The organism is Laspinema palackyanum D2c (genome assembly GCF_025370875.1).
GTDB lineage: Bacteria > Cyanobacteriota > Cyanobacteriia > Cyanobacteriales > Laspinemataceae > Laspinema > Laspinema palackyanum.
In genome coordinates this window covers 205,344-229,819 of sequence record NZ_JAMXFD010000009.1, presented here as the reverse complement: position 1 = coordinate 229,819, position 24,476 = coordinate 205,344, and the positions used below count along the sequence as shown (strand labels likewise).

Sequence of the window (24,476 nt, the reverse complement as noted above, 5' to 3'; positions counted from 1 at the left end):
CTGACCCGTTTCCTCCCTTAACTCACCGGGGTGGGATGGGAATTAGGGGCCTCATCCAAAGCCGGGGCGATCGCCTGGTCCTGGGTCTTTTCCACCCGATGCTTTTTTTCCGGGTACACCGCCAAATCGAACCAGAACGTGGTTCCCACCCCCACTTCACTGACTAAATGCATTTGGGCATGATGTTTTTCCATAATATTGCGGACAATGGAAAGACCTAACCCTGTCCCTTCCAAGGTATGAACTCGGTTTTCCACCCGGAAGAAGCGATCGAAAATCGCTACTTGGTCTTCTGCAGCAATCCCGATCCCCGTATCCCCCACTTCAATCCGCACCATCGGCACATTGGGTTTCTGCTGCTGGTTCGGGAGAGGACATTGTGGATTAGAGCGCCAGGAATTATCCTCTTCGGTTTCCAACAAATAGGCGCGAATCGCAATTCTTCCCCCGGGTTCGGTGAACTTCAGGGCATTTCCCACCAAATTGGCAAACACTTGTAGGAGCAAATCATAGTTAGCCACCACTGCGGGCAATTCGGGATCAACTTCTTGAATCAGGTCAATATTTTTATCTTTGGCATTGAGCTGATAGGTTCGCAGGGTTTGCTCCACAGGTTGAGCAATTTCTACCGCTTCAAACTGATAGGTCCGGCTGGATTCCAGACGGGAGAGATCCAGGACATCGTTAACCAAGCGGGTGAGGCGATCGGTTTCCCGGTTGGCGGTTTCTAAAAATTCCTGACGCTCCTCCTGGGTGAGTTCTTCCCCATATTCATGGAGGGTTTCGATAAAGGACTTGATATTAAATAACGGCGTTCTCAGTTCATGGGAGACATTGCTAATAAACTGACTCTTGGCTTCATTCAGCTTGACCTCTCGGGTAATATCTTGAACCGTCATGGCAATGCCTTTGAGACTCTCGCGATATTGCGCCGTCGCCGAGGAAACCGAGTCATCATGATAGAGGGTGCATTCCGTGGCGTAGGGCCGTTCCGGGGCGGTACAGGTATCTTCGTGATGGTAGATGCAACTCTTGCAGAGGGGATCGCCTCCGGGGGCTTTATGCAGCAGCACGGTACTCAGTAAAATTCGCACGGTGCGTTTTGTCGGTTCGCTCAGGGTGAGGCGAAACTCCCCACTCTCTCGGGACGCATAGCCGTTGCCGGAAATATCCCCATCCCCGTCATTGGAGGAGGAAAGCTCTCGCAGGGAATCCCCTGCGGCCATTTCATACAGGGGTTGAGTCAACTCGGCACTGACTGCGGCAGGGAGCAAATCCAGGATATTTTGAGAAATCAGGTTTTTGCCTTCCCAGCCGAAAATCCGCCTTGCGGTGGGGTTGACTAAAATTACCTGTAAGGAAGTGTCTAATAAGACGGCTCCATCAGCGATGGTAGAAACTAGGGTTTCTAATTTGGCTTTTTCGGCAGTGAGTTCTTCAATGTTCTGCTCCTCATACCGTTCTAGCCGTTCGGCCATTTCATTAAAGCTGCAAATTAATTCCCCGAGTTCGCCTTGCAAAGGCAAGTCTATCCGCTGCTTGAAGTTTCCTGTAGCAATGTTTTTCACCCCAACCAGCAATTCTTTAATCGGTTTGGTAATGGTCAAGGCATTAAAGACGGCCCCTAAAATGACCATCACCCAGATGGAGATAAATACCGCAATGGTGACATCCCGGGTGAGGTTGGAGGAGGTGACTACGGTGGGATTGGGGTTGATCCCGATCGCCAAGACACCCAAATATTCTTTTTCGTGCGCCAGGGGGACAAATACATCGGTGACGGTGCCATCCGGGGTACGATGCTGCCGGACCATTGGCAAGTCATAAGTAGTGGCAAAGCCCTCGGGAAGTTGAATCCTCCGTTGCAGGGTTAGGGAATTTTGGACCTCGGACTCCGAAAAGGGAATTCCCAGGAAGATTTGGCCCTCCTTATCCGCATAGAGCATATAGCGCACGCTGGTGGTGCTGCTATAGAACCGATGAGAAAAGCGGGCCACTTCTGTGCGATTATCTTCAGCAATTAATGGGGCGACATTGGCTGCCAGCAGCAGTCCCAAATCTCGACCGAAGCGGGTGTCATTGATTCGGGCATCCTGCTGAATGGTATTGACAGCCCAAAAGGTGAGTCCACTCATAATGAGGGACACAACCAGGGTGGCGGCTGCCATCAGTCGGGTCTGGAGGGTGAATTCGGACCACCAACGGGCAATAATTTCTCGGATTTTGTTTAGGAGAGCCAGCAAGGTTCTTTCTATCCGGTGGAAGGCAAGGATGAGAGATGAGTCTATTTCTATTGTGCCACGTTGTGAAGTTTTGGGAGAATGGGGCGTGGTTTTTTATGTTCAGGGGGATTTGCCTCTCATTTAGGGAAATTCCGGTCCCCTCCCCTGTGTCTTGGGGAGGGGACCGGAGGTGGAGTTACGAGAAGGGCAAATCACCTTAAGCGTAAAAACCCTCGATTAAATTGATTAAATTGAGGGTTCCTGACGCAGAATTGCTCGCACCTCCATTAAAATCTGGCCCAATTTATTCTGACCACTGCCATCTTTACCGCATCCCCAATAATAATCATGAGGGGCATTTTCTACGAGTTCCTCCTCTCCAGTTCCGAGCAAAATCTCCCGAATGTCGTCATGAGTCTGGAATTTTTTGAGGACCGCACGGCGCATGATTTCATCTTTGACCGTTTCCCAATCCGGACGTAGGGGACGTTTGCGATCGCGTCCCATGTTGGCGGCATCCCTAGGGCTGTTAACTTGTCGGATCTGCTCGGCATGGGGAGTTCCCGCAAATTTTTGAGCTTGAAAATAATGTTCGCTCGTCGGCCACCATACCCCATCTAACTCAAAGCCATGCCGGGAAAAGTTGGAGAAACATCCGTATTCACTACGGAGGCTATAAAAATATAGAGTCACCGTCTATCTCCTGCCCCTTTTAACTCAGGGCTTTTTCTATTAAGTCAGTATATTTTTCCAGGGTAGTTGCATAATAACTTAAAAAATCCAGGGCAGGTTGACGAACGACTTTATCAAATTTTTCAACTTCGTTCGGTAGCACCTTTAAGGGGTGGGTGACGAGATAGCGACTGGAACTATAATCAATGTCTCCCTGTTTTAAGTTTTCTTCTTCTTTGAGTTTTTCAATGAGCATTTCTCCCAAATTATAATCTGAAGATTTTACATATAGCAGAGGCGGATTGTCCATGCCAAACAATCGCTCCGGGGTCAATCCTTCTAAGCCAATTAAGATAACATATTCATCATAAGCCGATACCCAATTTGCCTGAGAAATATAAATTTCTGTCTCTTCATAAACGATAAAATTCCACTGATTTTGCCACCAGGGATTTTTAGCTAAATCGGCTTCCAGAGATTCCAAAAAGTTTTGGAGTTCACTTCTAAGGGTTTGTTCTGCTTTGAGAAGTTCCTGATAGGTTTCCCAATTTTTGGCTAATAACTTACTTTCGTCTGAGAAAATTTTCATAAATCATACCCTTGACACCACCTCGATCCAGTCTACCAAAATATGTTTAAGTTTTAGATCATTCAGTTGCGGTACAACTTGGGAAAAGGCTGCGGCGAGTTGGGGATAGGAAAGCGAGTGCCAATGGGATGGGTCTCCACTCAGGGGTTCTCGTCCTTCGGGGGTTAAAAAGATGGCGATTTGTCGTTCTTTGGGGATGCGTTGCGCTGAACCTAACCGTCGCATCTCGATAATTTCTAGGTCAGCTTGGTGGATGCCTTCTCGGTCCAAAATATTGTTATCGATCGCCACTAAAAATTCCCCGGGTCGATACAGAATCAGGTCCAGGCGCAATTGGGGTGCGATCGCTGAAGAAAGGAGGCGATAGGGTTGGCTGAAATGCTCCGAAGGAATACAGTCACCACAAAGTTTGACAAGCTGTTCTAAAAACAGTGGACCTTGCCCATGACTACCCTCAGCATCTAACAGCCACCCTAACACGGTGGTTTGGGTTGTCTCGTTTTTGCTCAGTTGCAAGAGAGAAAATAGATTAAAATTAGCAACCTGACGCTGCCTGGATTTCTGATGGATGTCGGAAAAACTTGACAAGAATTCCGACATTTGAGCTTGGGTTTTCTCTCGTTTGGACTGCCCTAGGGTTCTAAATTTACCCAGAAGGGCGCTCATTTTTTGGACTTTAGATGGCATTTAAAATGGGGACAGAAGGTCGAGTGTGCTGGATGGATAAAGGATGAGCTAACGGTTCAATGGGAAGGGTGATCCTAAATTCTGTCCCTCTTCCGGGTTGTGAACTCACCTCGATTTTACCTCCATGTTTTTCTACCACGCGGTAAACAATCGATAATCCCAAACCTGTCCCTTTTCCGGGGGGTTTCGTCGTGTAAAATGGGTCGAATATTTTGCTGCGGATTGCCTCATCCATTCCCAGACCATTATCCGAGATTTTAACCTGGATGGTTCTTTCATTGAGCTTCTGGGTTTGAATGACGATTTGGCGATGGGACTGAAGGGGGTTTGACTCTTTATTCGGTTTGCTTTCTAAGGCATCGATCGCATTGGAAATCAAGTGCATAAACACTTGGTTGAGTTGCGCCGGATAACACTCGATTGGCTGCAATTCATCATAGCGGGTAATCACTTCAATGTTCGGGTGCAGGCGATGGTTACAGAGCAACAGGGTACTGTCGATTCCTTCGTGAATATCGACTCGTTTTTTCTCGGATTCGTCCAGGCGCGAAAAGTTACGCAGAGAAAGGACAATCTGCCGTATTCGCTCGGAACCCATGCTCATGGAGGAGAGCATTTTGGTCAAGTCGGCGATGACGAATTCTAAATCTACATCTTCAATGAGTTCCTGTAGTTCCGGGGACGGATTGGGATGCTCTTTTTGATACAGTTTGACGATTTCGAGGATGTCTTGGATGTAATGATTGCTATGCTCGATATTGCCGGTGATAAAGTTGATGGGATTATTGATTTCGTGGGCAATTCCAGCGACTAATTGTCCCAGACTGGACATTTTTTCGGTCTGAATGAGCTGGGTTTGAGCTTGCTGAATTTCCTGGAGTTGTTCCTCAACTCGACTAATCAGTTGATTCAGGGAGGTGGCGAGTAAACCGGCTTCATCTTCGGTGAGGATGGGGGCGCGGAGTCTATAATTGGATTGTTCAGTGGTGCGGAGGGCAACTTGGGTGACCCATTCAATGGGACGGGCGATCGCCCGACTGGTGTATGAGGCTAACATCGCGGCGATCGCCACGGATAAAATCATGCTGAATACTGCAATTTTCCATCGCAGGGATTCGGCTTTAGTAAAGGTCTCTTTGGCCGCATTCTCTTGGGCCTGGGCTGCATCTAAGGTCTGGTCTAACTCCTGATAAAGGGTTTCTAATGCAAATTCCACTTGGGAAATTTGCGCCAAAACTCTCTCTCTTTCCGAATCAGTGAGACGAGTCACTAAATCGGAGCCCAAATTAGGATTCAAGGTCTGTAACTGCAGCAAGTCTTGAGAAGATTTTTCAGCAACTTCTTGAATCTCCCATAATTTTTGCATTTGGGATTCATCAACGGTGACTAAACTCTTCTCATTGGTTTTAACCACCTCTTGCAAATCGTTTAACAGATTTTCAACTTTCTGATTTTGGGTCAGAAAGCTACGGCTTTTAGATTCACTCCAGAGGGACTGATCCGCACTGGAAACTAAACCTTGTTGATGCGATCGCGCGGTGACCACCTCATATTGCAAACGGGTGAGGATCCGCTGTTGCTCGTAGGCATGAACCAGTTGTTGTTTGGCTTTGTTGTGATAGCGATCGCCTACTACTAACCCCAGACCCGTTCCCAATAACGCGATCGAAATTGTCAGTCCATAACCATAGCCGATTTTTTGCTTAATACTTAAGCGGCGAATGTTGGTTTTGAGCTGATCGAGGAGATTTGGAGAGGAGTTCCCCACATTGCCAATCTGTGATGGATCCACAATCCCTCTCGGTTGTCGGGTCTCTAGGACCTTGTAAGGCTCTTGAAGCTGCATAGATGGGGCTTCCCTTGCTGATAAAGATACTCTTGTCTGAGGACAAGCGATGTTTTCTCGGTGTAAGGATCCCAACATAACGGTGATGAAGGGTTCCTCCTCAACGATGTGAACGCTGAGTTAGGCAGCGTTCAACTGCCAACTGGCTTTAATTCCAGAATGGAACCCGCATCCGTCTTCACAAAAAACGTTATGAATCGGGTTGCGGGTGCGTGAGCATTTCTCTACTTTATTAAATTTTTATAAAATTTCCAAGGGTTTTATAATTTTCCGTGATAATACGGAGCCTTTAGGGGCTTGACATTGAGGGCCCCAGGACTGGATATTTAAAGAAATTAATCTGTTTGCCTTGAACAATTATATTCCACTCATTGTAAGATTGCAAATATTTAATCCTTAATGGGGACGACAAGTAATCATCAGAGGCAGTTTTCTGAGAATTCACGGTCACGGGTTGATTGGGAGAAACTTTCAGGGATAGGGGAGTCCCTAATCTATAACAATTCAGCACTCAAATCTGACCTGTAAATGCACCACCCTGACCCGAAAGTTCTCAGTTTCATTCATTTAATCCCTATAGTTTATGAAACAATCTAACTCAAATATAGTTTTAGGACTCGACCTCGGGACAACGGGCAATCGGGCGATTTTGTTTAATCACGAGGGTCAATTAATTTCCCAATCTTATCAAGAATTGAATCAATTATATCCTCAGCCCGGTTGGGTAGAACATGATCCAGTCGCCATCTGGGAGGATACCTACCATTGCATTCAAAAGGTCTTGCAAAACCGGGGAATTTCTGGCTCTGAAATTGCGGCGATCGGTCTCACCGTCCAGCGTGAAACCTGTTTGCTGTGGGATAAAACTACCGGAGAACCCTTGCATCCGGCCATTGTCTGGCTCGATCGCCGGACTGCACCCCTCTGTCGAGAGTTGACGGAAAAGGGTCATGCTTCTGAAATTCAAAATCGCACGGGATTAGTTTTAGATGCCTATTTTTCGGCCACTAAACTGGCCTGGTTATTACAATGGGTCAAGGACAATCGCCCCGATATTAATCCCAAAAATATTCTCGCTGGAACCATCGATAGTTGGATACTTTGGAAACTAACCGGGTCCAAGGTTCACGCCACCGATCGCAGCAATGCCAGTCGCACCCTGTTGATGAATTTGGAAACCTTAAATTGGGACCAAACTCTCTTAAATTTATTCGGAATTCCCCAGGAAATCATGCCAGAAATTCGCGACAGTTTCGGCTATTTTGGAGAAACGGATCCGGATATCCTGGGGTTTTCAGTCCCGATTATGGCGATTTTAGGAGATCAGCAGGCGGCATTATTCGCCCACGGATGCGATCGCCCGGGACTGGTAAAATGTACTTATGGGACCGGCTGTTTTTTAATTGCTCAAACGGGTCAGGAATTAGTCCGTTCCCATCATCAACTTCTTTCGACTGTGGCTTGGACTGATGGCAATCAGGTGAATTATGCCTTAGAAGGAGCAATGTTTACAACAGGACGTGCTGTGCAGTGGTTGCGAGATGGATTAAACTTGATTCATTCCGCAGGAGAAACCGAGGCGATCGCCCGTTCCGTTCCCGATACTAATGGGGCCTATTTCGTCCCCGCTTTGAGTGGACTCGGTGCACCCCATTGGGATATGAGTGCCAGGGGGGCATTTTTGGGGCTCACCGCTGGCGTAACCCGTGCCCATCTAGTTCGCGCTGTTTTAGAGGCAGTCGCCTATCAAGTCAAAGAAGTTGTTGATGCCATCAATCAAGATAGTGATACCCCCGTACAACGCTTAAAAGTCGATGGCGGCGCTTGCGAAAATGATTTTCTGATGCAATTTCAAGCGGATGTGCTGAACATTCCCCTGGAACGTCCTACAATTCTTGATGCTACCGCTCAAGGTGCCGCCTTTGCTGCCGGTTTAGCGGTGGGTTTCTGGACCGATTATCACACTCTGGTTCAAACTCGCACCCTGGATCGATGCTTTGAACCTGGAGAGGGAAAAGTTACCGCAGCACCTCATTTTGCTCAATGGCAAAAGGCGGTAAGTCGGGCTAAAAATTGGGTGGATTGAGAATAGGTACAGCGATGGCGGCCCCAAACCCCTCTCCCAAGATGGGAGAGGGGCTTTGAAATCTGCTATATGCTCATAAATCCGATAAAATTTAAGGAAGAATTGCCTTCAAAAGTTTGAAAGAGTTTTCCTGATTTAAACTGAAAGAGGGGCTCATTCCCGATTTAAAGAGACTTAAGCTCTCAACCCTGAACCGTTTATTGCTATCCCATTGCTGCGCTCGCCGAAATCATGAATCTTATCAACACCCAGGTTTTTCCCTCAGTTCAGGAGTCCGAATTAAGCCATTCTGAACCCGGTTTGCCGTTGAGTGTGGCCCCGATGATGGATCGGACCGATCGCCATTATCGCTACTTTATGCGCCTGATTACCCAGCGCACCTTACTTTATACGGAAATGATTACCACAGGGGCGATTATTCATGGCGATCGTCAAAAATTGTTGGGATTTTCCCCAGAAGAAAAACCGCTGTCTCTGCAACTGGGAGGGGATGATCCCCTGGAACTGGCGGAATGTACCCGCATTGCTGAAGACTTCGGTTATGACGAGATTAATTTAAACGTAGGATGTCCCAGTAGTCGGGTTCAAAATGGGAATTTTGGCGCTTGTTTAATGGCTCAACCGGAACGAGTGGCGAGGGGAATAGAGGCAATGCAACGGGTGACAAAATTGCCGGTAACGGTGAAGCATCGCATCGGAATTGACGATCGCGATCGGTATGAAGATATGACAGAATTTGTCAGGATTATCTCCGAAGCGGGATGTCGTCGATTTACGGTACACGCTCGCAAAGCATGGCTTTCGGGGTTAAATCCCAAGGAAAACCGCACGATTCCTCCCCTGAGATATGAAGATGTTTATCAGTTAAAACGAGAGTTTCCTGAATTGTGGATTGAAATTAATGGCGGTATCACCACAATGGAACAAGTGCGGGAACATCTTCAACAGGTGGATGCGGTGATGATTGGTAGGGCTGCTTATGATAATCCTTATTTATTTGCAAGCTGCGATCGGGACATTTTTGGTGAAGAAATCCCGCCCCTTTCTCGGCATCAAGTCGTGGAAGCGATGTTGCCTTATATTGACCACTGGTTAGCTCAAGGTTCCCATTTGAATCAAATTAGCCGACATATCCTACAACTGTTCACGGGACAAGCGGGAAGTCGGGCATGGAAACGACATATTAGCGAAAACGCCTATCTTCCCGGCGCAGGATCGGATGTCATTCGTGCTGCCTTAGCCAAAGTCCCGGAATAGCTACGAAGGGGAATTAAAAAAACGTCAAACCCTAAAGTCTGCATTCCTCCCCCTTATAGCAATAAAAAAGAGGAGTGTGAGCCTAATTTTCCTTATTCTCCCGGACCTCCCAGGGGAGGTCCGGGGAGAGGTTTAGGAGTTTATCACCCCACATTTATGATAATTTCCGACTATAAACCCTCACAATTTCCTGACCAATTTTTTTAATTTTCTTGACTAATTCTGGCGGAGTGTGAATCTTCAGATTGCCATCAAATCCCACAATCCAGCGTAAAAAAGTTACATCATTTAATGACCATTTGGGGACCTTGATTTGGAGGCGATTGGGAAAATCGGGGTCAGGGGAGGGAGTTAAGTAAATGGACGAAATTTTATCGTCTTCCTGAAAAAAGAAGGGTTCGGAAATGGTGATTTTATGGCTAGGTAAATGCTTGGTTTCTTCTCGAATAAACCGAAAAGATTTATCTGTAAACCATAATTCCACGATTAACTCGACTTGCTTGCGGTTTTCGGGATTGGAACTGAGGAAACGGCGCTGCTGAGTGGTACTGGTTCCTAAAAATACGCCAGCACTTTCTTGGTAAAGGGTTTCTAATTGTCGTCCCGATTGTTCCTGAATTTCGGCACTGCGGGAGGTTTCCATTTCTTGATTGACTCGCAAGCGGTCCAATCGTTCTAAACGAAATAATCCGGGTTCTTTGCCGCCTTCACATTCATAGCCGAGATACCAGGAACCGGCATAAAATATAATTTTTAATGGCCAAGCTAAAAAGAAATGTTCGGTCGTTTTGGATAAGTCTTTAAATCCGGGAATGCGTTTAAATTCTAGTAAGGTTCCCTGGGCGATCGCCGCCTCGATTCGGGGAATAAAGGGAAAGTCCCGGGCGTTATAATGGGCGATTTCCCGGATGGAATAAGCATCAGAACCCTGACCATTTAACTCCATCAGTCCCATGCGGTCTTTTAACTGGTGGGAAATGGAGCGGGCGAGGGGGTCGCTGAGATAGCATTCCTGAGACTGTAGCAACCAATAGATTTGCTTTAACTCCGTGGGTGAAAAAATCGCTGTTCCTGCAAAATAACCGGGTTTCAAGGGCAAATCTGATAAAATTTTATAGGGGTTTAAGACGCGCTCCATATCTTTTCGGAGGTAGTTGTCTCCGGTTTGAGGAATAATTCCCTGTTGGTGAAGTGCGATCGCCAATGCCTGAAAATTCGCGGTTCCCGGTTCTCGAAAAACGGGGTGATGGATGATCAAGCGAATGGTTGCAAGCAGTCGTTTAAACGGTGAGATCGCCGAGTAAGGATGGGGGGAGACGGCCAAATTTTCCAGGGGTTCTACTTGAATTTCTGGAGTATTACCATTCCAAAATCCGCCGGTTCCAATCAGATGATTCCCTTCCAACCATTCCAGATCCGATGCCAAGGCAACGGAGTCTGCATAGAGTTCTCCGGCTAATTTTCCCATGATGGCGCTAACTTCTTCAATGGCGCTGGTAAATTGGGGCAGGGGGTCAAAGAGGGTTTCTAAAACCGATGGCGCGGTGTTTTGCAGGTTGCCGATTCCCGGATAGCGCAAAATCAGGGAAATTAAGTGCATGAGGCGATCAAAATCCTGCAACTGGGAATATTGATGGTACCGAGGTTGAGAAAAGGACTGTCGGGGTTCTCCGGGGTGGCGATCGCGCAGGCGTTGGATTTTTCTTTGGATATCTGCCTCCTGGACCCCTTGTTCTGGGTTGACTCGATACAATGCGGCAAACCCTTCTGCCAGCAGAGGAGGAAACTGATGCAGCGATCGCGACATGGACTCAAGGACTCCCTCGGGCACCTGGCGACTGCGAGTTTGGTTCCATCGCTTGCTGGTTGCCAAAGGCGTCACCAACTGCCACCCCATCCACGGAACCTGAAACTGCCGCAATTTCCACAGCAAACTCATCCGCCATCCCCGTTTAGCATTGGTGGCATCATAGATTACGCTGTCTCCTGCCGCGATCGCAGCTTGAATCTGCGCGATCGCCTCTTGTTCAATCGCTTCCCAGTTTCCCTGGATCCGTTCATCCCCATAGAGGGATTTGCGGATCCCATCCGTCGAAACGATCCGTCCCTCCGTAAGTTTTGTCAGCATTGTGGCAAAGCTAGATTTGCCACAACCAGGGATCCCAATCAAAAAGTGGCAGATTAGCGGCGGTTGCATAGTGGGGTCGTGGAACTGATACTATTTTAGGGGCTAGATTTTAAACTTCGCTCCCTAGGATTGATAACATAATTACTGGACTTCTTTAACGTTAACCGTTTGATTTTTTGTTTGAGGGACCCGGGTTATCCCTTTTTCCCCCCTAGTTTCATGCACCCAATCTTAAATCCCGTGACCTCAACGCGGTCACTGTTTGTCTCCTAGACCCAAATCTTCGAGAGATTATCCGGACAAAAATCCGCTTACTCTGGAGTATTATTTTTAAATTTCTTGACATAATTTTTCATGAAACTTCCGCAATCTTTAAAGTTAAAATCTCAATGGAGAGGCATCCAAGCGAATCGCCTCTACATTGAGGTCGGATGGATTCTCAAAATCTGCGTTAATTGGGGTCTCATACTTTTGGGGGTTTTAATAAAAACTCCCCAATGTTTATAAGAATTTTTCGCATAAATTGGGGAGGGTTTCCCGAACTTAATCAGTTATAATCGATACCATACCCGATGGAAAGCGGGATAAAATTAGACGGTTTAAAGATTAGAGGGTAAACTTGGCAACAGAACTTTCAGCGAAAACGGGAGATAAATTTTCTGGGGTTTAGCCGTAATCAGAATGAATTGAGCAGGTAAAATAACTTTGTAACTGTTGAGAACTCGTAAACGGTTTGTTTATGCCGACCCTCCCCTACTTTCTGAAACCATGACATCAGTGATCTGTGCGATCGCACTGGGAAGCAATCTGGGTGACTCTCCCAGGATTTTGGCTTCAGCGATCGCTCATTTAGATTCGACCCCAGGGATATCAGTACAGCAGACCTCACGCTGGTATCAAACCGCAGCGATCGGCCCTCCGCAACCTGATTATCTCAATGGCTGTGCTTTAGTGCAAGTCCAACTCACCCCCGACCAGTTATTAGCGCGTTTATTAGAGATTGAACAGCAATTCGGACGGATACGCCGGGAACGGTGGGGACCTAGAACTCTGGACCTAGATTTACTCTTCTATGACGATGCAATTGTGGCAACGCCAAATTTGGAAATACCGCATCCTAGGATGAGAGAACGAGCATTTGTGCTACTGCCTTTAGCAGAAATCGCCCCGGACTGGGTGGATCCAGTATCCGGCGAGGCGATCGGGCAACTTCTGCAACGAATAGACATCAGCGGGGTACAAACCCTGTACAATTGATTAATCTATTCCATGAATCGAGGGGATCAGGCGTTAATTCCCACAAATCTGCCAGAGGGGAGATAGCAAAATTAAGTCGTTCCCATCACAATAAAAAGCAGTAAAGTAAACGAGGTTTAACAATGTCACTCAAACTAAATGTTCCATCAATGGTCTGTGAAAGCTGTGCTGAAAAGATAACAGGCGCGATTAAAACGGTTGATTCTGATGCTCAAGTGGATATTGATTTAAAAAACAAAACGGTCACGTTAGATTCTGCCGCTTCCGAATCCTCCTTCAAACAAGCCATTACAGCAGTCGGCTTTGAAGTCAAAGAGGATTAACCTCTTATTCCCCCAAATTAAGGGGTGAGAATTTCCCCTAAAACCCGGTGCGTTACGGCTGTAGCTCAACGCACCGCCCGGGTTAGATTAAGTCCGCTCAAGTCTTGGGGGAATTGCATCGAATTCCTCTTTCTAATCGTTCTTATGCACATTCAGCGATCGCCGTTATAAATAACTATGGTATTCGGTCAAGAACCCCCCACCCTGATTCAACATCGTCTCTCCTATTCCGGTCGAAAATTTGGCTTTGATGTCAACCGTTTACGCCTTCCCAATGGTGCCGAAGGAGAATGGGAATGCATTCGACACCCAGGCGGCGCACTCTGCATCCCCGTTACCGCAGATGGACGACTCGTTTTAGTAGAACAATATCGCTTTGCTGTCCAAGGACGATTACTAGAATTTCCGGCGGGAACCGTGGAACATGATGAAGACCCCTTTCAAACCATCCAGCGGGAAATCCAAGAAGAAACGGGTTACCGTGCTCATCAATGGCAAAGATTAGGTCAATTTTTCCTTGCACCCGGGTATTCTGATGAAGTAATTTACGCCTTTTTAGCCCAAGATTTAGAAAAATTAACCACGCCGCAACAATTAGATGAGGATGAAGATATCCAAACCGTTTTAATGACGCCTCACGATTTTGAGCTGGCAATTCTCAATGGAGAAGCGGTGGATTCTAAGTCAATTTCTAGCTTTTTCCTAGCGCAGCGTCTTCTAAATTTTTAAGTAAAATATCGCACCGGACATGGCATTTTCTGTCCATGCCGGTTTGGGGGTTTAAAGAGTGAGAAATGCTCTGAGAATTAGCAATCCCCTTAAAGGAAACTCAACCCCAAAATTAAAGCGACTTATAAAACCAAGGAAGATTCATGTCTGATTTAATTTTGTTTTGGCATCGCCGCGATTTAAGAATCACCGATAATATCGGATTGGCGACTGCCTTTGAGAAAAGCCGAAAACTTGTTGGCGTATTTTGCCTAGACCCCAATATTTTAAACGGCGCTGATATTGCTCCAGCCCGAGTTAAATATATGCTCGGTTGTTTGGCTGAACTCCAGGAAAACTATGCTAAAATAGGGAGTCAATTGTTCATCCTGTTTGATGAACCCAGACAGGCGATCGCCCGATTAGCCACTGCCTTACAAGCTCAATTTGTCTATTGGAATTTAGATATAGAACCTTATTCCCAGGACCGAGATAAAGCAGTTCGAGAAGCCCTCAAAGAACAGGGAATTGCAGTGGAAACCTTTTGGGACCAGCTATTACATTTTCCCGGAGAGATTTGTAGTAATACCGGCAATCCCTACACCGTTTATACGCCATTTTGGAAAAACTGGATTCGCCAAACAAAAGCAGAAGCTGTCCCGGGATTAGAACAGGCTATATCCCTAACTGAATCTGAACAAGAACGGGCCAAAAATGCTGGTGTAGTTGCGTTACCGACCCTCAAAGATTTAGGATTAAGTTGGGATAATCCCCTGATGCTGGAACCGGGAGAAACTGCCGCGCGATCGCAACTCGAAGACTTTAGCGATCGCACCATTTACGACTACGACGAACAACGGAATTTCCCCGCAGTTCCCGGAACTTCTCTATTAAGTGCCGCCCTCAAATTTGGGGCGATCGGCATTCGCACCGTCTGGAATGCCACCCTCAACGCCTCTGAACAATGCCGGAGTGACGAAACTCGCAAAGGTGTCCAAACCTGGCAACAAGAACTCGCATGGCGCGAATTTTATCAACAAGCACTTTATCACTTTCCCGAACTCGCAACCGGACCTTATCGAGACACTTGGAAAGACTTTCCTTGGGAGAATAACGAAGAACACTTTCAAGCTTGGTGTGAAGGACAAACCGGCTATCCCATCGTTGATGCTGCCATGCGCCAACTGAATGAAACCGGCTGGATGCACAACCGTTGCCGGATGATTGTCGCCAGTTTTCTCACCAAAGACTTGATTATAAATTGGCAATGGGGAGAACAATATTTCATGCAGAAATTATATGATGGAGACCTCGCTGCAAACAATGGCGGTTGGCAGTGGAGTGCCTCCAGTGGCATGGACCCCAAACCCCTACGAATTTTCAATCCCACAACCCAAACCCAGAAATTCGACCCCGAAGGAGACTACATTCGCGAGTGGGTACCCGAGTTGCGATCCATTGAGACAGAAGCTTTAATTTCAGGGAAAATTCTCCCATTAGAACGGGAATCCTCTGGATATCCTGCACCCCTTGTCAATCACAATGAACAACAGCGTCGATTTAAAGCCCTATATCAACAGCAAAAAGCCTTAACGGAATAAAAGTTCGTAGTAACGCCTTCAGGCGTTTCCGATGTTCGTAGTAACGACTTTAGTCGTTCTCTTGGTTTGTAGTAACGACTTCAGTCGTTTCCGATGTTCGTAGTAACGACTTCAGTCGTTATCCCCCAATTTAGTAACACCGGCAATTCTTTTCAATTCTTCGTATAATAACCCGAAATAAATTGGGTAATTCTACAAAACAGTAGGAGCATTTTTCTCCCTTTTTGAGAGTAGGGAGCAAGATGTTCCCACTCCTCACTACGAACAGGAAGAGAACGACTGAAGTCGTTACTACGAACAGGAAGAGAACGACTGAAGTCGTTACTACGAACTTAAGAGAAGAGAACGACTGAAGTCGTTACTACGAACTTAAGAGAAGAGAACGACTGAAGTCGTTACTACGAACTAAGAAAGATGAATTTATTCTGCTTGACAGAGGGAAGATTGTAGGGTGTAGGTGACATAATCATGTAACCGATCGCAGGCCAAGGTTAAGAGTTTATCTAATTTTGACCGATCGCCTTCACCATCTAAACTTTCTCGGGAAATATCAGCAATTGTCCATAGTTTTACCGTTTGGTCCCAACTGGCAGAGGCTAAAATCTGATTATCCGGACTAAAACTTCCCCCAGCAATTCGGTTTTGATGTCCTTCTAGGGTAGTCAAGAGGCGACCGTTACGACTCCAAATTTTAACGGTGCGATCGTCACTGGCGGAGGCTAAAATTTTGCCATCGGATGAAAAACTCACCCACAACACTTTATCCCGATGTCCCTCTAGTGTATTTAATAGTTCTCCAGTCCGACTCCAAATTTTAACCGTATTGTCATCACTGGCAGTGGCGATCGCTGCTTCATCGGGAGAAAAACTCACGCTATTTACTTCATCCAAATGTCCCTCTAAGGTAGCAGCTAAATTAAAAGTATCGCTATCCCACAATTTCACCGTTTTGTCTGCACTGGTGGAAGCAATTAACGTCCCTTTTGGACTGAATTTTACCTCAAACACTCGTCCTTGATGGCCGGTTAAAGTTGCCAGAAGACTGCCGTTTCGATTCCAAACTTTCACAGTTCCATCCCAACTGCCAGAAACCAGGCGATCGCCTTCCGGAGAAAAATTCACACTATGCACTAAATCTGAATGTCCCCGCAGGGTCTGCAAAACCTTTCCCTGTCGGTCCCAAAGTTTGACCGTTTTATCTCGACTTGCGGAGGCGATCGCCTCTCCATCGGGAGAAAAGGCCACTCCCTGGACCCAATCCCTATGTCCTCGCAGAGTTTGGACTAAGGTCCCATTTTGTTGCCACAGTTGCACCGTGTTATCCCGACTCCCCGAGGCCAAAATCTCGCCATCGGGGGAAAAACTCACCGTATTCACCAAATCCTGATGTCCCTGAAAGACCTCAGTTAACCGAATTTCAGGATTCCATAACATTGTCGTATTATCCCCACTCGCGGAGGCCAAAGTTTTGCCATCGGGGGACCAGGCAATGTCCCAGACGGCAGCACTATGGGCCGTTAAACGCTTCAGCAGGGTCCTATCATAGACACTCCAGAGTTTCACGCTGTGGTCCTCACTCGCCGTCCCCAGTAAATTGCCATCAGGAGACCAAATTACCCGAGTCACCACATTATCATGAGCTTTGAAAGCATTAATGAATTGTCCATCCCGAGTCCAAAGTTTGACCCTCCCATCGCCACTCGCGGTTGCCAAAGTTTGACCATTGGGAGCAAAATTCACAGTAGAAACACCGCTTTGATGTCCGGTCAATGTTGTTAATAATTCTGCTGTTCCCTGGGGGGTAATTTGCCAGAGTTTCACTTGATTATCATAACTTGCTGTAGCGAGGATTTCACCATCAGGAGAGAAACTAATATCAGAAATTTCTTTCGTATGGGCGGTGATAGTTTGCAGCAGGATGGGAGGAGTTCGGGAGTTGGGTTCGATGCGCCAAATTTTAGCAGTTTTGTCGGTACTGCCGGTGACAAGTAACTGACCTTGAGGACTGAAACTCACGGCAAAAACACTCCCTTGATGTCCGCTGAGGGTATGAAAGAGAGTCCCATCCATTGCCCACAATTTGACCTGGTGATTGGCAGTTGCTGTAGCAAGAGTTTGTCCGTCTGGGGAAAAAGCAAGTCCATAAACGCGATCGCCATGTTCTAAGGTTTGCAATAATTCCCCTTGCGCTGTCCATAAAATTGCTCTACCATCAGCGCTGGCGGTGGCAATGGTTTCTCCGTTGGGAGACCAAGCAACATCCCAAACCCATCCGCTATGCTGATTGAAACTATTCTGTTCTTGAAGATTGGCAAGAATGGTTTCTAAATTAACCACTGCCGGGGCCATTAATTCCGAGGTTGCCCAATTAGATTGTAATTTTCGACCGGCCCGAATTGCATTGACTAACGCTTCGAGTTTTTCGTTGGAAGAGTTGCGAATTTTAGACGCAGAATTCAAAGCTTTAATTTCAGCAATTTCCGCTTGTCTTTTTTGAGAATTTGCCCAGGCAATAATGGTGATAGAAAGCAGAGAAACGGCACAGAGTCCGACTAATCCGAAGGTGATGACTCGTTGGGCTTTTTTATAGGCTGTATCTAGGATTTGTTTGGCTTTTCGTTCCGCTTCTAAGGTGATTTCGGTTTCGATTTTGGCTAATTCTAGGGATTTTTTCTCGCTATTTTGACTAGCGGAGAGAAACTGGTAGTCGCGATCGCTTAAACTTTTATCACTAGCCCAGTTTAAAGCATCCTGTAACGCCTGTCCCCGCAATAACCGCGAGGAATCTTCTCCACCACTCTCCCACCAAGCGGCGATCGCCTCAGAATAGGGACGCAAATTCGCCAACTGGTTCTCAATCCAGTCGGCATTAAAAATCTGTTGATAAATTCGATTAAATACGGTTAAATTGCCCTGATGTTTGACGACTAACCCCGAGAGGCGCAGTTGAGTTTGTTCCGGACTATTATCCGCTGGGTAACCCTCGGGGTGCGCTGTTAAAATTTTTTGATATAATCCCAATCGTCGCGGGGTGCGTTTTTCATCACAAAGGAGGCGATCGCGAATTGTTTTTAAATGGTCTGGTTCATCCTGAGATTCCCAATTGTCCAACAGATATGTTTTAACTAATGCCCCTACATCCGGTCGAGAATTATGGGCTTTATCTACCACCATTTTACATAATTTCTGGGTCAAAAACGGTTGCCCTCCGGTCCAATCTAAGATTTCTGATAAAACACTTTCCGGATCCGTAAACTGCTGAGACAATCCGGGAATTAAGGCAGGTTTCGCTTCGGCTAAAGTAAACCCATGTAGGGCGATCGCTTGTCCAATATTAAACGGAGTACGCTGTTTGTCTGCGATTAAATCTGAGGGGGTTGCCACTCCTAATAAACAGAATGTCAGGCGATTGTAAGGGGGCTGATGCGCCCGTTGATTGTAACAAGCGCGAATAAAGGCAAAAAAATCATCAGTAGGGAAATTTAAACTGAGAATACTGTCAATTTCATCGATAAAAATGACAATTGTTCCCGGAATTTGTACCAACACCACAGTTTCGATAAACTCCCGAAATCGCCCCAGAGGAGATAACCACTCGCGATCGCGCCACCAAGACCCCAGATTCACCTCAAGTTGCAAATCCAGGGTCAGACTCCGCAGCATATTCGCATACCACTGAGTTGAAGTCCCCTGCTGGATATTGTCCATCGAAATATCAATCACACTACAGGCAACTCCCGCTTCTTTTAACTGCCGCATCACCTGCACCCGCAAGCTGGATTTTCCCGTTTGTCGAGAATTCAATACATAACAAAACTGACCTGATTTTAATCCATCATACAGTTCAAAATCTGCCCTTCTTTTGACATAAGTTGGCGCATTTTCAGGCAAGGTCCCGGAAAAAATATAGGAGTTTGTCATGATTGATTTACCAGTTTAAATTGGGATTAAATGGGGAGGACCCCCCCTAACCCCCCCTTGCTAAGGGGGGGACTAGAATCTTACAAAAGTAGTTTTTTGAAGTTCACGATTAAGATGATTTGCCTTACTATTTAACTCCCCTTCCGGTCCCCTCCCCTTAGCAAGGGGAGGGCTAGGGTGGGGTTCCCCCCGATTGGTAAGGGTGGAAATTAGAACAAAATTTTATGGTCGAATTCCGGTCCCCTCCCCTTAGCAAGGGGAGGGCTAGGGTGGGGTTCCCTCCGATTGCCAAACAGCATTTTATGGGTCGAATAGCTTTACCCTTAATCATGCAGTCAACCTATTATCAATTAACAGCCAAACGCACCGAAAAATACTGTCGATACAACTCAAATCGAGGGGTAACATTATTATCCTGTAACTGAACCAATCCCATACTATATAACTTAAAAGCGCGTTCAGAAGGAATTTTAACAGGCTTATTTGCCATCACTACATCACGAAAGGCTGCTGCCAATTCAGGATGATGTTGGAGATTCCATAAATGTTGGCGAAGATGGTCACTAAATGGCCCTGCTTCTGTTGCCGCAATCTGGGAAAATTGCTCTAATGTCATCGGTTGACGACATAAAAAATCCAGGGATTTTCGGATTAAATAGGGATGTCCCCCGATCGCACTCATCAACTGGCGAACTTCTCCCTCGCTGTCCCAGTTTAAGCCATACCGTTGGGCTAAATCCTGCACCTGTAAGGCTGTAAATTCCGGTAATGGAAAGACAGCGCCCACGTTGGCAAGGGGAGAATGATTGATGTCAAGGGCGCTATAAACTTCCGTAGAATGCACCACAATTAATCGCAGTTGTTTCCAAATATCCCCCCGGCGATCGCTACGTCTGGCGATGTCATACCAAGCGCGTAATAATCGACAAAAATCATTGGCAATTTCCGGATGTTCAAATACCACATCAACTTTGTCTAAAGCTAAGACTAACGGAGTTGGCAATTGAGATAAAATATACTCCTCAAAATAAACGGTGCAATTATTATTGCAGCCAAAAATATCGTCCCAATAATTTGATAATTGATTGGGTAACCCAGATAATTGACCAACGCTGGCGCAAAACCACTGCAAGAAGGTGCGGAGGTCCGCAAAAACTGTACTATCGGCCAAATCAAAACTTAAGGTAACGGTGTGATAGTTAGCAGTTCGGGCCACTTCTAGGATGCGATCAAGTAGGGAGGTTTTGCCCATTTGTTGGGGCGCTTTAATCCGAATTAATGCCCCCGGTTGCGCGATCGCCACTTGACATCGGGCTTCTATCGGTGGACGGTGAACATAAAACCGCGAGTCCAAGGGAACCGAACCTTCTGAACAGTTTAGTATAGGTCCCTTGAGCGTTTCTGAGGTCACCCAACTCTCGGTTTTCAGTAAAGACCCTCCTCCCGCCTGGGAATTGTTTAAGGTTGCTTTCCAATGCCGTTCTAACGCCGTTTTAAAATTTTTCTTACTAACTTTCTCCCCTAATGAATCCGACAAGCGTTGCCAGAAATCTTTGCCCACCATTCGGTGTAAATAATTGGCGGCATATTCCGTATTTTCCGCAATCTCTTCGTAAGTTTTGTCTTGCCAAGCACCCCGAAAAATCATCATTTCGATATCGGTGATATGCTTTCCCGTCTTGGCAAAAATTACTCGATCGGCTATTTTGAATGCTTCTTCAAAATTGATAGGAGTTTCCTGCATAAAGCTTAAAGTTTTAATAAAGAGAAGGGGAAAGTCCGGGGTAATAACTATTAATTTGTATTATATCAGGTTGCTGCGGTAGCCTAGGACCCACAGCAGATAACGGTGGGGACAGAGGGAACCTGAATTTTTCAGAATTTCATGAAAGGGGGTAAAGGGTAACGAATGAGTAATAGTCAATTGACAACAGACAACCAGACTAATCCTAGAATCTCCCGGAGGAGTTGGAAAAATTTTTTTTCTGTCCGGATTTGCTAGGTCAGGAAAAGTAATAAAAAGTCATCAGCGATCGCCGTCCCAGGAGCCTAATGTCAAGATTTCCTGACTTTTTGGCATTTCCTAGGTCATAAAAGGTATCGGCGATCGCGGATACTATCATATACAGTACACCTGGGAGGGTGCTGATGTATTACGCTTACCTCTCTGTTCCAAATCACGAGTTTGAAGAACTGTTTCCCCAGGGAGTGCCTACCTATGGGTTCACCCCGGATGATTTCATAGAAATTTATGATGGATGCACCGGCGAATTGATGGATATCGAACCGGCCTTTCGCGTGAACCGCGCCGGGTTGACCTGGGACCAAGAACTTGCTCTCTTCCAAGAATACACTGCAATGATGAACGATCCTCTCTTTGTCCAAGGAATGTTTAGATTGTTGGACAGTGGTTGGTTTACCATTTCCGAGTCCCAAGTTCAATCCGTTGTATGGCGCGATCGCGAAGAAATTTTTTGCTTTCAATATAATAAAAACAAAACAATGGATGCCAATCCCTTATTGACTTAGCGTTGTGCTCATTCAATGTCATATCCATTGTTCCCCTATCTCTCCAAACCAGCGGGTGAGATGAGGAATTTTTTCTTAAGTAAAATGTACCCAGGGAAAGGCATTGGTTTAGGGCCGTGGGTTCTGGGCGAACTCCTGAACCGTTTAAACACTTGCTAATCCGAATCATAGAGACCCTCTTGTTTCTCGTTCCTTTTCATTGATGCTTATTCACAATAACAGAAGTGAAACCGGGTATGAGACTGGGTTCTGGGCCAGTTTATGAACTGTCTGAGGCGGCGATCGCCTTTGGCTGCTTGATCTGTTTTAATGAATCTATAGGCAAATTACTGATTCCAGTTTTCCATATTTTAAGGATATGGAGGACAGATGATTCCTCACGGAAACACTTAAAGGTTATAACAAATTGAGGAGGCAAACTCTCCCCCATAGCTAGGGGATTGCCTCTTTAAATCTCTTCGGTATAATTGATATCAACGTTTAAGTCACGTTATTAAACCTCAATTCAACGAAAGGAAATTCAGTGCTGCAATTTGAATCTCAACCCCTTGCCGATTTAGCCCAAAGTTTACGGACCGTTCGCCAAGCCAAAACCTTTAATAATCCCGAACGATTTATAGAAGGGTGGTACTGGGCCATCCGGTCTAAGGACTTAAAAATTGGTCACGTTAAACCCATCACCCTACAAGGTCGAAACCTGGCAATTTATCGAGGAACCGATGGCAAAGTTGTCGCCTTAGATGCCTACTGTCCCCACATGGGCGCTCACCTCGCTGAAGGCAAAGTTGACGGGAATAGATTGGGCTGTTTTTTCCACAATTGGAAATATGATAATCGCGGCCAATGTGTCGAAACTCCGGGCCTAGATAGAACGATTCCCGCCAAAGTTCGGTCTTGGCCCACTTGTGAAACCTATGGCCTAGTCTGGGTTTGGACCGGCGAGACTCCCCGACATCCCGTGCCTTTTGTTCCAGAATTGGCTGGTAAAGACTGTGATGCGGGCTTTGGGTTAGGGTTCCGCAAAAACTGTCATCCGAATGTAGTGATGATTAATGCGATCGATGCCCATCATTTTAATACCGTTCATAACCTACCCGTTGAGGTGAAATTCGAGAAAGAAAACCTCAACGACAACGCCATTATTTTCAACAATATTACCCGTGGGGGAGACCAATCTTGGTTTATCAAACTGATTCGTCCCCTGTATCAAAATGAAATTACCTATAAAATGTGTTATTGGTATGGCAGCACTGGCACTGTGACCGTGGGGCCAGACTTTTTGCACTTTCACATTATGTTTACTATCCGCCTCAAAGCCGATGGCAAAGCCGAAGGTCAAACGATCGCCATTACCGAGAAACGTCCCGGTTTGGGGGGATGGCTATTTAATCGGATTGTCTTGTGGATTACCTTGCGGGTGGGGAATTACTTTGCCAAAGGGGATACTCAAGTATTTGAAACGATTAAATTTGATTTAAAAACCCCGACTCTAGCGGATCAATCGATTATTGAGTTTATCGAACAAGTAGAAACACAAAAACCTCTGAAATGGGAAACCTGGGAGACAGTTGAGCATCTGTCATAATCCCGACGACTCCGGAAAAAACCCAGGCTAGACTACGCCATAATGGAATGGTTGCCACGGAGTCACCGATGAGTCAATCTTTATTTACCACAGCGCAGTTTGACTTACCTCATGTTACAGAAGGCGATAAATTGCATCGCCTTCTTTCTGCTGCTTTAAAAAGCAGCATTGGCAATTCGTTGTCAATCCCAGAGGCAGTCACCCCGGCCTATTGGAATTCATCTTACTTTGGCCTGGATCAGGTGAAAATTTTTCAGGATTCCACTGGGGAAGAACAGCAGCAAATTTTGTATCAATGTAGCAACGCACTTCTGGAAGAAGCCTACTTTGTAGAAAAAGCAGGCGTGGGATACATGGCGAAAATGGTCATGCTGGCCGAAACCACGGAAGAACGGATGCTGTATGGGTTATTTGCAGCGGATGAAGCCACTCATTTAGCGCAAATTCGGCCATTTTTAGCCGATCGCGACCCAGTAGCAACGGGCGATCGCTTTTTAGAATTACTGGCTGAAATTGTGGAGATGGAGGATAAAAGCGTCTTAATCTTTGTGATTCAGGTGGTGTTAGAAGGATGGGGACTTAGCCATTATCGCCACCTCGCTAACGACTGTTGCGATCGCGAATTAACCCAGATGTTTCGCGGATTTCTCGATGCCGAAGCGCGCCATCACAGTACCGGCGTCACCTTGTGCGATCGCCACCCCATCACCCCGCAATCCCAGAGTGCGATCGTAGAAGCCCTCACCTCATTCTTGCAGATGGTCCAAGTCGGACCCCAACGAGTCCTTCAGGCGATCGCACAAGTCAAAGGAGATTTATCCCGTCCCCAACAAATCAAAATCTTCCAAGAATTAGACACCCAAACCCACAGCGCCACTCGCCTCCAACTCCTGCGATCGCTCCTCCGCTCCGACCCCACCCATTCTATCATCAATCACCTAGAAGAAAAAGGCTCCTTCACCCCCTACCCCCCAGAAAAATGCGTCCTTCAATAAAACCCATCCCCAGTTCGTAGTAACGACTTCAGTCGTCCTCTTTCTTAGTTCGTAATAACGACTTCAGTCG

At 46.3% G+C, this 24,476-nt stretch carries 17 protein-coding genes; 9 read left to right on the top strand and 8 right to left on the bottom strand.

Annotated elements, in window-relative coordinates:
• Positions 1 to 17: 17 nt before the first annotated feature.
• From NG795_RS13685 to NG795_RS13665, 5 genes are all read right to left on the bottom strand, one after another.
• Positions 18 to 2,243 carry an ATP-binding protein gene (locus NG795_RS13685; protein ID WP_367289212.1) on the bottom strand — a complete coding sequence of 742 codons (2,226 nt, stop codon included), beginning with the start codon at positions 2,241 to 2,243 and terminating at the stop codon, positions 18 to 20.
• 225 nt (positions 2,244 to 2,468) lie between these two features.
• Positions 2,469 to 2,915 carry a riboflavin biosynthesis intermediates N-glycosidase gene (gene ybiA / locus NG795_RS13680; RefSeq protein ID WP_367289211.1) on the bottom strand — a complete coding sequence of 149 codons (447 nt, stop codon included), beginning with the start codon at positions 2,913 to 2,915 and terminating at the stop codon, positions 2,469 to 2,471.
• A gap of 19 nt (positions 2,916 to 2,934) precedes the next feature.
• Complete coding sequence (locus tag NG795_RS13675) at positions 2,935 to 3,483, bottom strand: hypothetical protein (protein WP_367289210.1); 549 nt, start codon at positions 3,481 to 3,483, stop codon at positions 2,935 to 2,937.
• Positions 3,484 to 3,486: 3 nt separating this feature from the next.
• A complete protein-coding gene (locus NG795_RS13670) occupies positions 3,487 to 4,170 on the bottom strand; it encodes a PD-(D/E)XK nuclease family protein (protein WP_367289209.1) in 684 nt (227 codons plus the stop codon).
• Complete coding sequence (locus NG795_RS13665) at positions 4,160 to 6,016, bottom strand: sensor histidine kinase (protein WP_367289208.1); 1,857 nt, start codon at positions 6,014 to 6,016, stop codon at positions 4,160 to 4,162. The genes NG795_RS13670 and NG795_RS13665 overlap by 11 nt, the downstream gene beginning before the upstream one ends.
• A 583-nt stretch (positions 6,017 to 6,599) precedes the next feature.
• On the opposite strand from NG795_RS13665, the gene glpK reads away from it, so the two are divergent.
• Positions 6,600 to 8,102 (top strand): glycerol kinase GlpK, encoded by a 1,503-nt coding sequence (glpK, locus tag NG795_RS13660; protein WP_367289207.1) that lies wholly within the window; start codon positions 6,600 to 6,602, stop codon positions 8,100 to 8,102.
• Positions 8,103 to 8,333: 231 nt separating this feature from the next.
• The gene (dusA, locus tag NG795_RS13655; protein ID WP_367289206.1) at positions 8,334 to 9,359 is read left to right on the top strand and encodes a tRNA dihydrouridine(20/20a) synthase DusA; all 1,026 of its coding nucleotides are present in this window, start codon (positions 8,334 to 8,336) and stop codon (positions 9,357 to 9,359) included.
• A gap of 154 nt (positions 9,360 to 9,513) precedes the next feature.
• Here the strand turns inward: dusA and NG795_RS13650 are convergent, their stop codons facing one another.
• Complete coding sequence (locus NG795_RS13650; protein WP_367289205.1) at positions 9,514 to 11,556, bottom strand: AAA family ATPase; 2,043 nt, start codon at positions 11,554 to 11,556, stop codon at positions 9,514 to 9,516.
• A 699-nt stretch (positions 11,557 to 12,255) separates the two neighbouring features.
• Between NG795_RS13650 and folK the strand changes: the two genes are divergently transcribed.
• The 4 genes from folK (at position 12,256) to NG795_RS13630 (ending at position 15,376) form a co-directional block, all read left to right on the top strand.
• The gene (gene folK, locus NG795_RS13645; RefSeq protein ID WP_367289204.1) at positions 12,256 to 12,744 is read left to right on the top strand and encodes a 2-amino-4-hydroxy-6-hydroxymethyldihydropteridine diphosphokinase; all 489 of its coding nucleotides are present in this window, start codon (positions 12,256 to 12,258) and stop codon (positions 12,742 to 12,744) included.
• Positions 12,745 to 12,866: 122 nt separating this feature from the next.
• On the top strand, positions 12,867 to 13,067 hold the full coding sequence (locus NG795_RS13640) for a heavy-metal-associated domain-containing protein (RefSeq protein WP_367289203.1): 201 nt from the start codon (positions 12,867 to 12,869) through the stop codon (positions 13,065 to 13,067).
• 177 nt (positions 13,068 to 13,244) lie between these two features.
• Positions 13,245 to 13,796 (top strand): NUDIX hydrolase, encoded by a 552-nt coding sequence (locus NG795_RS13635; protein WP_367289202.1) that lies wholly within the window; start codon positions 13,245 to 13,247, stop codon positions 13,794 to 13,796.
• A gap of 143 nt (positions 13,797 to 13,939) precedes the next feature.
• Entirely contained in the window at positions 13,940 to 15,376 is a 1,437-nt protein-coding gene (locus NG795_RS13630) for an FAD-binding domain-containing protein (RefSeq protein ID WP_367289201.1), read from the top strand.
• Positions 15,377 to 15,796: 420 nt separating this feature from the next.
• Here NG795_RS13630 and NG795_RS13625 read toward each other — a convergent pair whose 3' ends face one another.
• Both NG795_RS13625 and NG795_RS13620 read right to left on the bottom strand, forming a co-directional pair.
• Positions 15,797 to 19,297, bottom strand: a complete 3,501-nt coding sequence (locus tag NG795_RS13625; protein ID WP_367289200.1) for a WD40 domain-containing protein — start codon at positions 19,295 to 19,297, stop codon at positions 15,797 to 15,799.
• A gap of 346 nt (positions 19,298 to 19,643) precedes the next feature.
• The gene (locus NG795_RS13620) at positions 19,644 to 21,041 is read right to left on the bottom strand and encodes an AAA-like domain-containing protein (protein WP_367289199.1); all 1,398 of its coding nucleotides are present in this window, start codon (positions 21,039 to 21,041) and stop codon (positions 19,644 to 19,646) included.
• Between the two features lie 404 nt (positions 21,042 to 21,445).
• On the opposite strand from NG795_RS13620, the gene NG795_RS13615 reads away from it, so the two are divergent.
• The 3 genes from NG795_RS13615 (at position 21,446) to NG795_RS13605 (ending at position 24,406) form a co-directional block, all read left to right on the top strand.
• On the top strand, positions 21,446 to 21,826 hold the full coding sequence (locus NG795_RS13615) for a hypothetical protein (RefSeq protein ID WP_367289198.1): 381 nt from the start codon (positions 21,446 to 21,448) through the stop codon (positions 21,824 to 21,826).
• A gap of 523 nt (positions 21,827 to 22,349) precedes the next feature.
• Positions 22,350 to 23,411 (top strand): aromatic ring-hydroxylating dioxygenase subunit alpha, encoded by a 1,062-nt coding sequence (locus NG795_RS13610; protein WP_367289197.1) that lies wholly within the window; start codon positions 22,350 to 22,352, stop codon positions 23,409 to 23,411.
• A gap of 68 nt (positions 23,412 to 23,479) precedes the next feature.
• On the top strand, positions 23,480 to 24,406 hold the full coding sequence (locus NG795_RS13605; RefSeq protein ID WP_367289196.1) for a ferritin-like domain-containing protein: 927 nt from the start codon (positions 23,480 to 23,482) through the stop codon (positions 24,404 to 24,406).
• Positions 24,407 to 24,476 lie beyond the last annotated feature (70 nt).